Consider the following 12,910-nt stretch of genomic DNA (forward strand, 5'->3'; position numbering starts at 1 on the left):
GCCACGCTCCGCCGGCCGTTTTGGTTCCAGCCTCACGAAGAAAAGATTCCGGAGCGGCGAACTCTCGCGCGTCTGTGAGCGTTAAAGGCGCGTCAAGGTCGAGACCGAAGCTTGGGGGCGGCGGTCATAATCCTCGGCCCGATCACGGCCTCCGCCGGACGTGTCTGACGGCGGAGCGCTTCAGGAGGCTACCCCATGACGTCCATTCGAAACGCATTTCTGGCCGGCGCCTGCGCGCTGGCCGTCGTCCTCGGCTCGATGCCCGCGGAGGCCGCGTCCTCTAACCGCGGCGATCGCGCCCCCGCCGCGAACACGATCGCAGGCGTGCCCTACGACCAGATCCAGACCGTCGGCCGACGCGACGGCGGCTGGCGAGGCGGCGGGTGGCGCGGCGGCGGCCATCGCGGCTGGCGCGGCGGAGGCTATCGCGGCGGTCGCTGGGGCGGAGGCCGTCACTGGGGCGGCGGACGCTATTACGGTCGCGGCTGGGGCGGACGCCGGTACTATTACGGCCACCGTCACCGCAACTACGGCGGCTACGCCGCCGCCGGCATCCTGGGCCTCGCGGCCGGAGCGGCGATCGCCGGCAACGGCTACGGCTATTACGACCGGCCCTATTACGACGGCGGGTACGGCTACTACGACCGCCCGTACCGTCGCGGCTACTACAGCCGGGCCTATTACGGCGGTCAGTGCAAGGTGCTGCAGACGCGCCGGGACTATTACGGCCGGCGCTACACCGTCGCGCGCTATCGCCCCTGCTGAAATCGCTTCGCAGGCCGAACGAAAGCCGCCATCGAGCGCGCCGCCTCCGGGCGGCGCGCTTTTTTCTGTCGGGCCGTCCGAGTTCGCCTGGCCGAACTGGACGTCCGGACAGCCGTATCCGGCGGCTTCTTCCGAAAACGCATGGCTGATCTGACGCCGTGAATCCGCCGGCGGGATCCGCGTTTATCGGGTGAGCCCACCGAAGAGGCTTCCCATATCGGGGCGGCGCAGTCCGTATGCTTTCGGCGGACTTTCCTTGGATGATGAGGACAGTTCGATGTCGTCTCTTCGCACCAAAATCGCAGCGGCGGTCTGCGCGCTCGGCGTCGCAGGTTTGGCCGCGGCTCCCGCCAGCGCGGAGCCGTTCCGCCATGGCCCCGGCGGCTACGGCCATTCGGGATGGGGCGGGTCGCACTGGGGCGGCGGCCCTCGCTGGGGCGGACCGCGCTATTACGGCTATCATCATCGCGGCCCCGGCTGGGGCGGCGCGGCGGCCTTCGGCGCTCTTGGCCTCGCCACCGGAGCCGTTCTCGCCAGCGAGGCGGGCCCCGCGCCGGGCTATTATGCCTATGGCGGCGAGTGCCGGGTGACCTCCTGGCGGCATGACGCCTACGGCTATCCGGTCAAGGTGATCAGCTACCGCCCGTGCTGACGGCGCGGCCCCGAATGCGAAGCGGCCCGGCTCGCCCCGGGCCGTTTTCGCGTCAGACGGCGTCTTCGGACGCGCGGCGCATCCCTGCGATCCGGTCGAGCGCGCCCTGCAGGATGTAGGCGGCGGCGAGCTTGTCCACGACCTCGTCGCGGCGCTTCCGGCTGGTGTCGAACGAGATCAGCATGCGCTCGACGGCGGCCGTCGACAGCCGCTCGTCCCAGAAGCCGATCGGCAGCGGCGTCCGGCCCGACAGGCTGCGGGCGAAGGCGCGCGTCGCCTGGCAGCGCGGCCCTTCGGTGCCGTCCATGTTGACCGGCAGGCCGAGCACGAAACCGACCGCCTTGCGGCTGTCCGCGATCGCGAGCAGCCTGTCGGCGTCGGGCGTGAACTTTTTCCGCGCGATGGTCTCGAGCGGCGAGGCGACCATCCGGTGGGGGTCGGAGGCCGCGACGCCGATCGTCTTGGTTCCGAGGTCGAGCCCGAGCAGCGTCCCCAGCGGCGGCAACGCCGCGACGAAGGCGCCGAGGTCTTGGAAGATCGTGGACATGTTCGTCGGCGTACCACGCCAGCGTGACCGGGGCGAACTTGTCCTGATGCGGAGCAGGGCTATTCTCCGCCTCCGACTCGACCAAGCAACAGCACAAGGACGTCGCCCGCCCATGCGCATCACCTGGTTCGGCCACTCCGCTTTCCGGCTCGATTTCGGATCGAAGGTGGTCCTGATCGACCCGTTCCTCGAGAACGGCGTGTTCAAGGGCGACAAGGCCGCCGCCGCGAAGGGAGCGACGCACATCCTGCTGACGCACGGCCATTTCGACCATGTGGGCTCCACCGTCGAGATCGCGCAGCAGACCGGCGCGACGGTGGTCGCCGACTACGACCTCGCCGTCTGGATCGGCTCGAAGGGCGTGAAGGCGCTGGAGCCGATGAACACCGGCGGGTCGATCGAGCTCGGCGGCTTCCGCGTGACCATGACCCAGGCGCTGCACTCCTCGGGCCATCTCGACGAGAACGGCGTCTCGCAATACCTCGGCGACCCGCACGGCCTGATCGTCGCGCCGGACGGCGAGGACGAGCCGGTGGTCTACGCCATGGGCGACACCGGCATCTTCGGCGACATGAAGCTGATCAACGAGCTCTACGCCCCGACCGTCGGCTTCGTGCCGATCGGCGACCGCTTCACCATGGGCGCGAAGACCGCGGCCTACGCCTGCCGGCACTTCTTCGACTTCGACCTCGTGGTGCCGTGCCACTACGCCACCATGCCGATCCTCGACCAGACGGCCGACCGCTTCGTCGAGCTGATGGAGAGCGTCCGCGGCACCACCGTGAAGGTTCCGAAGGTCGGGGAGCCTTTCGAGGTCGAAGGCTGAGCCTCAGCCGGCCCTCAGAAGTCTGACGGCGGCGTCGCGCTCGAACAGGTGCAGCAGCAGGCGCAGCGCCCCGCCGCGCTCGCCGGTCAGGCTCGGGTCCCTGGCGAGCACGAGCCCGACGTCGTCATGGGCGACGCGCACCAGCTCCGCGTGGCGCTCCATGCGGGCGAAGCGGAACACCGGCGCGCCGGACTGGCGCGCGCCCAGCACCTCGCCCTCGCCGCGGAGCTCCAGGTCCTTCTCGGCGATGACGAAGCCGTCGTCGGTCGCCTTCATGGTCTCCAGGCGCTGCTTCGCGGTCTCGCCCAGAGGCTCCTTCCACAGCAGCAGGCACATGGAGCGTTCCGCGCCGCGCCCGACGCGTCCGCGGAGCTGGTGGAGCTGCGCGAGGCCGAAGCGCTCGGCGTGCTCGATCACCATGACGGTCGCCTCCGGAACGTTGACGCCGACCTCGATCACGGTGGTCGCGACCAGGATCGACGTCCGGCCCTCCACGAAGGCGGCGACGGCGGCGTCCTTCTCCGCGCCCTTCATCTTGCCGTGCACGAGGCCGACGCGGCCTGGAAAGATCTCCGCGAGGCTCGCGAAACGGTCCTCGGCGGCGGCCACGTCCAGCGTCTCGGACTGCTCCACCAGCGGGCAGACCCAGTAGACCCGCGCGCCGGCGCCGATCGCCCGGCCGATCGCGGCGATGATCTCGTCGAGGCGGTCGAGGTTGAACAGCCGGGTCTCGATCGGCGTGCGGCCCGGCGGCTTCTCGTCAAGCGCCGAATGGTCCATGTCGCCGAAACTCGTCAGAACCAGCGTCCGCGGGATCGGCGTCGCCGTCATCACCAGCACGTCGACCGCCGCGCCCTTGGAGGCGAGCGCCAGCCGCTGGCGGACGCCGAACTTGTGCTGCTCGTCGACGATCGCGAGCGCGAGATCGCGGAACGCCACGTCGTCCTGGAACAGCGCGTGGGTGCCGACGAGAAGGTCGATCTCGCCGGCCGCGAGCCGCTCCAGCGTGCGCGTCCGTTCGCGGCCCTTTTCCCGGCCCGTCAGCAGCGCGACCGTGAGGCCGCCGGCGGCCGCGAGCGGCTCCAGCGTCGCGAGGTGCTGGCGGGCGAGGATTTCGGTCGGCGCCATGAGCGCGGCCTGCCGTCCGGCCTCGACGGCGGTCGCGGCCGCGAGCAGGGCGACGACCGTCTTGCCGGATCCGACGTCGCCTTGCAGCAGCCGGAGCATGCGGGTCGGCGCGGCGAGATCGGCGCGGATCGCCTCGAGCGCCCGGGCCTGCGCGCCGGTGAGGCGGAACGGCAGTGCGGCCGTGATCCGTTCCGCGATGCGCCCGTCGCCGGCGGTGGCGCGGCCGCTGCCCCGCTTCATGTGCGCGCGCACGAGCTGCAGCGCGAGCTGGTTCGCGAGCAGTTCGTCATAGGCGAGGCGCGTGAGCGCGGGACCGTCGGCGGAGACGTCGCCGGGCGTCGTCGGCCGGTGCAGCGCGTTGAGGCTCGCGGCGAAGCTCGCGAATCCGCGCCGGGCGAGAAATGCGCCGTCCTGCCATTCGGGCAGCCGCGGCAGCCGCTCGAATGCGGCGCGCGCGATGCGGGCGACGAGATTGTGGGTGAGGCCTTCGACCAGCGGATAGGTCGGCTCCACCGGAGGCAGCTTCGCGACCCCCTCCGCATCCAGCACATGCGCCGGATGCACCATCTGGAACATGCCGTCGAACAGCTCGGGCGCGCCCGAAACCCACCGCGTCTCGCCGAGCGGCAGCAGGCGCTCGATGTAGGGGCCTTGCGCCTTGAAGAACACCAGCGTCATCGCGCCGGTGCCGTCGGCGACCACGACGCGGTAGGGCGCGCGCGGACTGCGCGGCGGCTGATGCCGCTCCACCACGACCTCCACCGTCGCAATCTCGCCGGGAACGAGCTCCGCGATGGTCGGACGGGCGCGCCGGTCGATCGCTCCGGTCGGCGCATGGAACAGCGCGTCGATGACCCGCGGCGCTCCGCCCGCGGGCGACGCGCCGAGCAGGCGAGCCAGGGCCTTGGCGACCTTGGGCCCGACGCCGGGCAGGGCGGTCGCGTCGGCGAACAGGGGATCGAGCCGGGAATCGCGCATGGGCCGCTAAAGAAGTCCGTGGCCGCCGCGAAGGCAAGGCGTCGCGCGCCTGTTCAGGCCGCAGCCTCGATCCGGGCGCGGAGCGCGCGCTGAGACGCCTCGTCGAGCGGGAAGCGCCACACGAGCGCGACCGCGACGAGCTTCAGCGCCACCGGCAGCCCGCCATAGAGCCAGGCGAGCGCGGCGAGCCCGGCGTCCGTCTTCTCGCCCGCCGCCGGATCGAAGCCTGTGGCCGACAGCGCGGGAAAAGCCAGTCCGACCGCGAGCGCCAGCGCGAGCTTGGTCGCGAGGCCCCAGGCGGCGAGGTAGAACCCGCTGCGCTGCTCGCCGGAGGCCGCGGTGTCGACATCAATCACGTCCGCCTGGATCGAGGGCGGCAGCGCGAGATCGGCGCCGACGGTGAACCCTGTGACGGCGCAGATCACGCCGAAGGCCGTAAGGTCGCCGGGGCCGAGGAACGGCGCGAACACGAAGGTCCCGCAGGCGAGGAGCATGGCGTAGCTCCAGGCCGCGTGCTTCGACGTGCGCCGCGCGAGCCACAGCCAGAACGGCACGCCGATCAGGCCCGCCGCGAAGTAGCCCACCAGGAAGGGGCCGGCGTAATCCGGGGCCGCGAGCCGGTCTCCGACGTAAAACAGGAACAGCGTCGCCGGCAGACCGTTGGCGAAGCCGTTGAGCAGGAAGGCGGCGAGGAGGCGCAGGAAGGCGGTGTTGGCGCGCATTGCCCTGAGGGCTTCGCGCAGGCCAAGCCGCGTTCGCGAAGCGTCGATCGGCTCCGGGGTGAGCGACAGCGTCGCAAGCGCGAACAGCGGCAGGCCGATCCCGACCACCGCCGCGTAGGCGGCGAGCCCCGCCCGCGGGGCGTCGTTGGACAGCGCGGGCGCCGCCGCCTGAAGCGCGAGCGCCACGAGCGTGCCTACGAGCGCGGCGGTTTCCCGCCATGCCGCGATGCGGCTGCGCCCGGCATAGGAGGTGGATAGCTCGGCGCCCCAGGCGTTGTAGGGGACCAGCGCCGCGGTCCAAGCGATCGAGAGCAGCGAGCCCCACAGCAGCAGATAGCTGATCCCGGCGGACTCGTGCGGCCGGAACAGCATCCATGCGGACACCGCGGTCGGCAGCGTCGCGGCGGCGAACCAGACCCGGCGCCGCCCGAAGCGCGGTTGGAAGCGATCTGCCAGCAGGCCGACGGCCGGATCCGCGACGGCGTCGACCAGCCGCACAATTAGGAGCGCGCTGCCGACCGCCGCGATCGGCAGACCGAGCTCCGCCGCGTAGAAGTTCGGCAGCACCACGTAGAGCGGCAGGGTCAGAACCGCGAAGGGGATCGCGGGCAGCGCGTAGGCCGCGAGCGCGAGCAGGCTGGGCTCGCGCCTCCCGGCGGAGCGGCCGTCAGCCACGCGCGAACACGACCTGACGCACGTCGATGTTGCCGGAGCGGAAGCCGGCCTCGCAGTAGGACAGGTAGTACTCCCACAGCCGCCGGAAGCGCTCGTCGAAGCCGAGCGGCGCGATCGACGGCCACGCGGCGCGGAAGCGCGCGCGCCATTCGGCGAGCGTCTCGGCGTAGTCGAGCCCGAAGACGCGCTCGCCGGCGATCCGCAGGCCCGCCTTCACCGCGGCCCCGTTCAGGGCCGCAGGCGAGGGCAGCATCCCGCCGGGGAAGACGTAGCGCTGAATGAAGTCGACCTCGCGCCGGTAGGCGTCGAACAGCCGGTCCTGGATGGTGATGACCTGAACGCCCGCGGCGCCGCCCGGCTTCAGGCGGTCGCGCAGCTGCGCGAAATAGGTCGGCCACCAGCGCTCGCCGACCGCCTCGAACATTTCGATCGAGGCGATGCGGTCATAGCTTCCGCGCTCGTCGCGATAGTCCTGCAGCCTGAACTCGACCCGGTCGGCGAGCCCCGCCTCGAACAGGCGCCGACGGGCGTAGTCGAGCTGGGCGGGGCTGATGGTCAGGCCCGTGACCCGGCATCCGATCTCGCGCGCGGCGTATTCGGCGAAACCGCCCCAGCCGCTGCCGATCTCCAGCACATGCTCGCCGGGCTGGGCGCCGATCGCGCGGGCGAGGGTTTCGTATTTCCGCGTCTGGGCGGCCGCGAGGTCGCGGGACGAGCCTTCGAAGATCGCCGAGGAGTAGGTCATCGTCGGGTCGAGCCAGGCGGCGTAGAAGGCGTTGCCGAGGTCGTAATGCGCGAGGATGTTCCTGCGCGCGCCTCGCCTCGTGTTGCGGTTGAGGAAATGCCGGACGTTCTGGAACGCCCGGTAGAGCGGCTTCATCGCGAGATGGGCGTTGACGTGGTCGGCGTTGACGCAGAACAGCTCGAGGAACGCCGTGACGTCCGGGCTGTCCCATTCGCCGCGCATGAAGCCCTCGGCCACCCCCAGATCGCCGTTGCGCAGGATGCGTCCCGCGAAACGCAGGTCGTTGACGACGAGCGTCGCCGAGGGGCCGGGCTCTCCGCCCTGAAACACCAGCGTCCGCCCGTCGGGAAAACGGGCCGTGAGCCGACCGCGCGCAATCCGCGCCGCGATCTGGACGGCGAGCTGTACCTGAAGCGGCAGGCCGCGCACGGCCTCCCGCAGGGTCTCGGGGGTGACGGGAACGGCGACGTCATGACAGGGGGATGCGGTCGTCATGGCGCGATCGGGTCCGTGTGGGTGGCGGGGGGCGGAGAGGGAGGCGCGGCCGGCCGCGGCGCGTGGCGGCCATGGCGGAACGGGCCGGGCGCGTCGTAGCTCGCGGGCGAGGGTGGGCCGACATGGGCGACCAGCGGCAGCCCCTTAAGCCACAGCCGGAGCGCCTCCCAGTGGATGCCGGCGAACACCTTCAGCGTCATCAGCGGCATCGCCGCGCAGAGCCGCAGCAGCGCGCGGGAGGAGAGGGGGGAGCGCTCGCCGGCGAAGGCGGCGGACAGGATCGGCCCCTCCGCGTCGCGTTCGAGGATGCGCAGCCGCACCGAGCCGGTGGTCGGGGGGCGCAGCCGGAAGCCGTAGCGCATCGCCGTCTCGATGAAGGGCGAGACGTAGAACAGCTTGTCCCGCTCCTGACGGAGGCCTGCCGGCCCGAGCTCGCCCGGCGCGACCGGCGCGACATAGGCGTGGCGCTCGCCGAAGGTGTTGGTCACCTCGTAGATCACCGCGGCCAGCGCGCCGTCCGCCCGATAGCACCAGTAGACGCTGATCGGATTGAACACGTAGCCGAGGATGCGGGGGTAGCAGAGCAGCAGGATGCGCCCGTCCGTAAGGTCGACGCCGCCGCGCGCGAGCAGGGCGCGGGCGTGCTGAGAGAGCGAGCCGCCCGTCGCGCCATGGTCGCGTTCGTAAAAGCTCGCGAGGTTGAACCCGTTGACGGAAAACAGGCGGCACATGCGGTCCGCGTCCTCGAGCGCGTCGAGGTCGATCAGCAGCGAGAACACCTTGTAGGCGAAGCGGTGCGGCTTCGGCTTCAGCCGAGCGTGCATCACCTCGCCGACGTAAAGCGACGCCGCCGCCTCCGGTGGCGGAAAGTCCGCGTTCTGGGCCGTCATTCCGCTGCCGCCAGCACTCCCGGGTCGCGCCATGGCGCGCGGACGCCCAGAGCTTCGGCCACGGCGAGGCCGGAGGACAGGCCGTCCTCATGGAAGCCGTAGCCAGTCCAGGCGCCGCAGAACCATGTCCTGCGCACACCCTGAATATCGGGGAGTTCGCGCTGCGCGGCCAGCGCCGCGGCGTCATATTGGGGATGATCGTAAACATAGCGCCCGAAAACCTTGGCGGGATCGGGCTCGGACGGCGGGTTCAGCGTCACGAACAGCGGGCGCGCGGGATCGACGCCCTGCAGCGCGTTCATCCAGTATGTCACGGCCACGTCGCGGCTCGCGGCGTCCGGGTCCTTGCGGCTGCCGAGATAGTTCCAGGCCGACCAGACGCCCTCGCGTTTCGGCATCAGCGTGCGGTCGCGGTGCAGGACGACGTCGTTCGGCCGATAGCGGATCGCCGACAGCACACGCCGCTCCGCCGCGTCGGGCTCGGCCAGCATCGCCAGCGTCTCGTCGGTGTGCGCGGCCATGACGACGTGGTCGAACCGGTCCCGCCCGCCGCCCGAGTCGATCACGGTCACGCCGGTGTCGTCGCGCTCGACGGCGGCGACGGCGACGCCCGACCGGATGGCGCGCCTGAACGGCGCCGTCAGGCGCTCGACATAGCGCCGCGAGCCGCCCTCGACCGTGCGCCAGACCGGCCGGTCGTGGTTGATCAGGCGGTGGTTCGCGAAGAACGCCACGAAGCTCTCGGCGGGAAAATCGAGCACGTGCGCCGCCGGCGTCGACCAGATCGCCGCCGCCATCGGCAGCAGGTAGTCGTCCCGGAAGCGCCGCGCGAACCTGCGCCGCTCGAGCCAGGCCCCGAGACTGAGCCCCACCAGCACGCCGGCGGCGCGGTCCGCGAGGCAGAGCTTGTTGAAGCGCAGCACCTCGCGCAGCATCCAGAGGTAGGACGGCGCGAGGATGTTGCGGCGCTGGGCGAACAGCGCTCCGATCGTCTTGCCCGACCACTCGAAGGCGCCGCCGTCGAGCGACAGGCCGAAGCTCATCTCGCTCGGCTTCGTGGCCACGCCGAGGTGGGCGAACAGCGCGGTCAGGTTCGGGTAGTTCAGCTCGTTGTAGACGATGAAGCCGGTGTCGACCGCGACCGCCGCGCCGTCATAGTCGATCTCGACCGTGTGGCTGTGCCCGCCGAGGCGCGGCTCGCGCTCGTAGACGACGACGTCGTGCGCTCCGCACAGCGCCCAGGCGGCGGAAAGCCCGGAGACGCCCGAACCGACGACGGCGATGCGCATGGGGGCTCCTGTGACGCCGCGGCGTCGAAATGCGGTTCGCATCGGCCTCAGGCCTTGATGCGGTCGAAGGCCGCGAGCGCTTGATCGCGCGCGGCGCGGTGATCGACGATGGGCTTCGGGTAGTCCTGGCCGAGCGTGACGCCGGCGGCGCGCAGGGCGTCCTCCGGGGCCTCCCAAGGCTTGTGCAGCCACTTCAGTGGCACATCCTTCAGCTCGGGCACGAAGGTTTTGACGTAAGCGCCCTCAGGGTCGAATTTTTCGCCTTGCAGCGTCGGGTTGAAGACGCGGAAGTAGGGCGCCGCGTCCGCGCCGGATCCCGCGACCCACTGCCAGCTTGCGGCGTTGTTGGCGGGATCGGCGTCGACGAGCGTGTCCCAGAACCAGTCCTCGCCCACCCGCCAGTCGACCAGCAGGTCCTTGATCAGGAAAGAGGCGCAGATCATGCGCACGCGGTTGTGCATCCAACCGGTGGTCCAGAGCTGGCGCATGCCGGCGTCGACGATCGGATATCCGGTCCGCCCCTTCCGCCACGCGCGGAGATGGGCGGAATCGGGCTTCCTCCAGGGAAAGTCGTCGAACCGAGCGTTGAAGTTCCGGGACGCGAGGTCGGGATTGTTGTGGAGCAGATGGTAGGAGAACTCGCGCCACCCGAGCTCGGCGTGGAACTTCTCCACGTCCTTCGCCGAGGCCTCGCCGCCGTCCGCGGCCTGTTTCGCCGCATGCCAGAGCTGGCGCGGGCCGACCTCGCCGAAGCGGAGATAAGGCGACATCCGCGACGTCGCGGGCCGGTCCGGCCGGTCCCGGTCGGTCGCATAGCCCTTCAGGCCGCGCTTCAGGAACGCCGAGAGCGTCCTCCGCGCGCCGGCTTCCCCGACCGGCCAGGCCTCGCGCAGTCCGCCGGCCCAGTCGGGTTTCGTCGGCTCGAGCCCCAGTTCGTCGATCGCGATTCCCTCGAGCTTCGGACCGGCGGCGATTTTCGCCTTGGCAGGCTTCGGCAGCGGCTCCGGCGGTTCGCCTTTCGCGCGGCAGGCGCGCCAGAACGGCGAGTACACCTTGAGCGGGCCGCCCGACCTCGCCTCGATCTCCCAAGGCTCGTACAGCAGGCGGGCGTTGAAGCTTTCGACGTCGACTCCTTCGTCGCGCAGCCCGCTCTTGATGTCGGCGTCCGTGTCGCGCTCGGCCGCGACGTAGCGCCGGTTCCACCCGACCAGACCGGCCCCGGCCTCGGCGACGGCCTTTCGCACCGTCTCCTCCGTCGGCCCAACGCGGACGGCGAAGGGCAGGCCGATCGCGGCGCAGTCGTCGGCGAGCGCTCGCAGCGACTGCGCCAGCCACCAGCACGACGCGGCTCCAAGGCCGCGCGCGCCACGGAGGTCGGGGTCGAACACGTAGAGGGCGGTGACGGGCCTGCCCGACCGCGCCGCGGCCGTCAGCGCGGGATTGTCCGCAAGCCGCAGGTCCTCCCGGAACAAGAGCAGCGCGCAGGATCGGCCAGGATCGGACGTCATTCGGTTCCGCGGATCGACAGGAAGGCCACGGCGGAACTTACGGCTGCGAGCGGCCGCCGGATCATGGGGGCAAGGCGTCCATCATCGCCGGCGCCGGAGGCGGCCGAAACGGGCGAGGGGGCCGGTTCATCTGAACCGACCCCCTCGCGAAACTGGCTCCCCGGGCAGGATTCGAACCTGCGACCGATCGATTAACAGTCGATTGCTCTACCGCTGAGCTACCGAGGAACACGGGGCGCTGACGCGTCGTCCCGAGGGCCGGGCCTATAACAGATGCCCGGTCGGTCTGCCAAGCGGCATCGCGCCGAAAACCGCGTCTGTCTCATTTGTCGCTGGCGCCGTCTCCGAGCGCGTCGAGCCCCTGCGGCGTGACTTCCCAGCCTGTGACCTCGAACGCCACCAGTCCCTTCTCGTGCAACTCGCACAGTGTCGATCCGTCGAACACCTCGAACGGCGTCCGTTGCGCGAGCTGCATGAGGGTTTCCCGCTCGCAGTCGTCGACAGTCGTCATGGCGTTCCTCCCGAATCGACGGTTCGGGCTGGTAACGCGAACGTGGGCGAGGGGTTCCAGGCCGGAAGTCGCGCGCCGCAGGTGGAGCGTCGCCGCAGGGCGTTTCGGGAAAGTGGAGGCCACGCCCGGAATCGAACCGGGATACAAGGATTTGCAGTCCTCTGCGTAACCATTCCGCCACGTGGCCTCGGGAAGCGACGAGTTTGGCGTCGAAGCGACGCCGGCTCAGCTCCGCGGAACGGCGCACTCCCATAACGCGGCGCCTGCGAGGCCGCAACTCGCGAATGATGGAACTGTTGCAAGCGCGCCGCCGCTGGAGCAGAACGGGCTCAAGGCGGGTGTCCGCCGAAAGACGAAGGTGACGTCGATGACGGATTTCGCCCGCCTCCGGACCGGAATGGTCGACTGCCAGATCCGCGTCGCGGACGTGACCGACCACCGGGTGCTCGGCGCCTTTCTCACCGTCGAGCGCGAGCGTTTCGTGCCTGAGTCGCGCCGCGGGCTGGCCTATCTCGACACGCGCACGCCGCTCGCGCCCGGACGCGCGACGATGGAGCCGATGACGCTCGCGAAGCTCATTCAGCTCGCCGATCCGCAGCCGAACGAGCGTGCGCTCGTGGTCGGGGCGGGGCTCGGCTACACCGCGGCCCTGCTGGCGCACCTCGTCGCCGAGGTGGTCGCGCTCGAATCCGATCCGGAGCTCGCGGCGGGCGCCCGCGCGGCGCTGTCCTCGCTTCCGAACGTCGCGGTCGTCGAAGGGCCGCTGCCGGACGGCGCGCCGTCCGAGGGTCCGTTCGACCTGATCTTCTGCGACGGCGCGGTCTCGGACGGGCTCGACGGGCTCGCGCGGCAGCTCGCGCCGGGCGGCCGGATCGTGGCGCCCTGGGGCGGCGTCCGTCCCGGCAAGGCGGCCGTCTTCCGCCTCAATGGCGGCGAACTGTCCGCAGCTCCCGCCTTCGACGCGGCGGCGCCTGCGCTGCCCGGTTTCGAGCGGATTGAGGCCTTCGCACTCTGATCCCGCCGGAGTGGGGCGTTTGCGCCACACGCATACGGCTTTCTGACTATGGCGCCGCGGAGTCGTTTCGCCGCCGCGAAGGCGCCGGTAGGATGGCCGTGGGACGCGTCTTGCAGGCCGTACGGAAATATCCGGCGGTCCGAACTCGGAATCCGGTGAGTAAC

Annotated in this window: 12 protein-coding genes and 2 tRNA genes; 4 read left to right on the forward strand and 10 right to left on the reverse strand. The window is 70.8% G+C overall.

The genetic code is table 11. The features are described 5' to 3' along the window. Positions 1-195 precede the first annotated feature (195 nt). The gene (locus tag ACFSCV_RS00880; RefSeq protein ID WP_378796087.1) at positions 196-765 is read left to right on the forward strand and encodes a hypothetical protein; all 570 of its coding nucleotides are present in this window, start codon (positions 196-198) and stop codon (positions 763-765) included. A gap of 277 nt (positions 766-1,042) precedes the next feature. Next, positions 1,043-1,417, forward strand: a complete 375-nt coding sequence (locus tag ACFSCV_RS00885) for a hypothetical protein (RefSeq protein WP_378796089.1) — start codon at positions 1,043-1,045, stop codon at positions 1,415-1,417. Positions 1,418-1,469: 52 nt separating this feature from the next. On the opposite strand, the gene ruvX is transcribed toward ACFSCV_RS00885, so the two are convergent. Beyond that, complete coding sequence (gene ruvX, locus ACFSCV_RS00890) at positions 1,470-1,964, reverse strand: Holliday junction resolvase RuvX (protein WP_378796090.1); 495 nt, start codon at positions 1,962-1,964, stop codon at positions 1,470-1,472. Positions 1,965-2,076: 112 nt separating this feature from the next. Here ruvX and ACFSCV_RS00895 point away from each other — a divergent pair, with 112 nt between their 5' ends. Beyond that, positions 2,077-2,790 (forward strand): metal-dependent hydrolase, encoded by a 714-nt coding sequence (locus ACFSCV_RS00895; RefSeq protein WP_378796092.1) that lies wholly within the window; start codon positions 2,077-2,079, stop codon positions 2,788-2,790. Positions 2,791-2,793: 3 nt separating this feature from the next. Here the strand turns inward: ACFSCV_RS00895 and recG are convergent, their stop codons facing one another. The 9 genes from recG to ACFSCV_RS00940 all read right to left on the reverse strand — a co-directional run bounded on the left by recG (position 2,794) and on the right by ACFSCV_RS00940 (position 11,918). Further along, positions 2,794-4,896: an ATP-dependent DNA helicase RecG gene (recG, locus tag ACFSCV_RS00900; protein WP_378796094.1), complete on the reverse strand. Its 2,103-nt coding sequence runs from the start codon at positions 4,894-4,896 to the stop codon at positions 2,794-2,796. Positions 4,897-4,949: 53 nt separating this feature from the next. Next, positions 4,950-6,293: an MFS transporter gene (locus ACFSCV_RS00905; protein ID WP_378796096.1), complete on the reverse strand. Its 1,344-nt coding sequence runs from the start codon at positions 6,291-6,293 to the stop codon at positions 4,950-4,952. After that, a complete protein-coding gene (locus ACFSCV_RS00910) occupies positions 6,286-7,533 on the reverse strand; it encodes a class I SAM-dependent methyltransferase (RefSeq protein WP_378796098.1) in 1,248 nt (415 codons plus the stop codon). The genes ACFSCV_RS00905 and ACFSCV_RS00910 overlap by 8 nt, the downstream gene beginning before the upstream one ends. Next, on the reverse strand, positions 7,530-8,423 hold the full coding sequence (locus ACFSCV_RS00915; protein WP_378796100.1) for a DUF1365 domain-containing protein: 894 nt from the start codon (positions 8,421-8,423) through the stop codon (positions 7,530-7,532). The genes ACFSCV_RS00910 and ACFSCV_RS00915 overlap by 4 nt, the downstream gene beginning before the upstream one ends. Then, on the reverse strand, positions 8,420-9,712 hold the full coding sequence (locus ACFSCV_RS00920; protein WP_378796102.1) for an NAD(P)/FAD-dependent oxidoreductase: 1,293 nt from the start codon (positions 9,710-9,712) through the stop codon (positions 8,420-8,422). The genes ACFSCV_RS00915 and ACFSCV_RS00920 overlap by 4 nt, the downstream gene beginning before the upstream one ends. 47 nt (positions 9,713-9,759) lie before the next feature. After that, positions 9,760-11,220, reverse strand: coding sequence for a cryptochrome/photolyase family protein (locus ACFSCV_RS00925; RefSeq protein WP_378796103.1), 1,461 nt, complete (start codon positions 11,218-11,220; stop codon positions 9,760-9,762). A gap of 153 nt (positions 11,221-11,373) precedes the next feature. Continuing rightward, positions 11,374-11,448: transfer RNA gene (locus tag ACFSCV_RS00930), tRNA-Asn, on the reverse strand. A gap of 94 nt (positions 11,449-11,542) precedes the next feature. Continuing rightward, positions 11,543-11,731 carry a hypothetical protein gene (locus ACFSCV_RS00935; protein ID WP_378796105.1) on the reverse strand — a complete coding sequence of 63 codons (189 nt, stop codon included), beginning with the start codon at positions 11,729-11,731 and terminating at the stop codon, positions 11,543-11,545. 113 nt (positions 11,732-11,844) lie between these two features. After that, a tRNA-Cys gene (locus ACFSCV_RS00940) sits at positions 11,845-11,918 on the reverse strand. A 180-nt stretch (positions 11,919-12,098) separates the two neighbouring features. Between ACFSCV_RS00940 and ACFSCV_RS00945 the strand changes: the two genes are divergently transcribed. Further along, the gene (locus ACFSCV_RS00945) at positions 12,099-12,746 is read left to right on the forward strand and encodes a protein-L-isoaspartate O-methyltransferase family protein (protein WP_378796107.1); all 648 of its coding nucleotides are present in this window, start codon (positions 12,099-12,101) and stop codon (positions 12,744-12,746) included. Positions 12,747-12,910 lie beyond the last annotated feature (164 nt).

It is taken from the genome of Methylopila henanensis (genome assembly GCF_042681025.1).
GTDB lineage: Bacteria > Pseudomonadota > Alphaproteobacteria > Rhizobiales > Methylopilaceae > Methylopila > Methylopila henanensis.

What these genes read in the sequence shown, in the direction of transcription:
- ACFSCV_RS00895 (WP_378796092.1), top strand. Translation starts at nt 2,077, where the DNA reads ATGCGCATCACCTGGTTCGGCCACTCCGCTTTCCGGCTCGATTTCGGA.
- ACFSCV_RS00935 (WP_378796105.1), bottom strand. Translation starts at nt 11,731, where the DNA reads ATGACGACTGTCGACGACTGCGAGCGGGAAACCCTCATGCAGCTCGCG.
- ACFSCV_RS00920 (WP_378796102.1), bottom strand. Translation starts at nt 9,712, where the DNA reads ATGCGCATCGCCGTCGTCGGTTCGGGCGTCTCCGGGCTTTCCGCCGCC.
- ACFSCV_RS00885 (WP_378796089.1), top strand. Translation starts at nt 1,043, where the DNA reads ATGTCGTCTCTTCGCACCAAAATCGCAGCGGCGGTCTGCGCGCTCGGC.
- ACFSCV_RS00945 (WP_378796107.1), top strand. Translation starts at nt 12,099, where the DNA reads ATGACGGATTTCGCCCGCCTCCGGACCGGAATGGTCGACTGCCAGATC.
- ACFSCV_RS00880 (WP_378796087.1), top strand. Translation starts at nt 196, where the DNA reads ATGACGTCCATTCGAAACGCATTTCTGGCCGGCGCCTGCGCGCTGGCC.
- ruvX (WP_378796090.1), bottom strand. Translation starts at nt 1,964, where the DNA reads ATGTCCACGATCTTCCAAGACCTCGGCGCCTTCGTCGCGGCGTTGCCG.
- ACFSCV_RS00925 (WP_378796103.1), bottom strand. Translation starts at nt 11,220, where the DNA reads ATGACGTCCGATCCTGGCCGATCCTGCGCGCTGCTCTTGTTCCGGGAG.
- ACFSCV_RS00915 (WP_378796100.1), bottom strand. Translation starts at nt 8,423, where the DNA reads ATGACGGCCCAGAACGCGGACTTTCCGCCACCGGAGGCGGCGGCGTCG.
- recG (WP_378796094.1), bottom strand. Translation starts at nt 4,896, where the DNA reads ATGCGCGATTCCCGGCTCGATCCCCTGTTCGCCGACGCGACCGCCCTG.
- ACFSCV_RS00910 (WP_378796098.1), bottom strand. Translation starts at nt 7,533, where the DNA reads ATGACGACCGCATCCCCCTGTCATGACGTCGCCGTTCCCGTCACCCCC.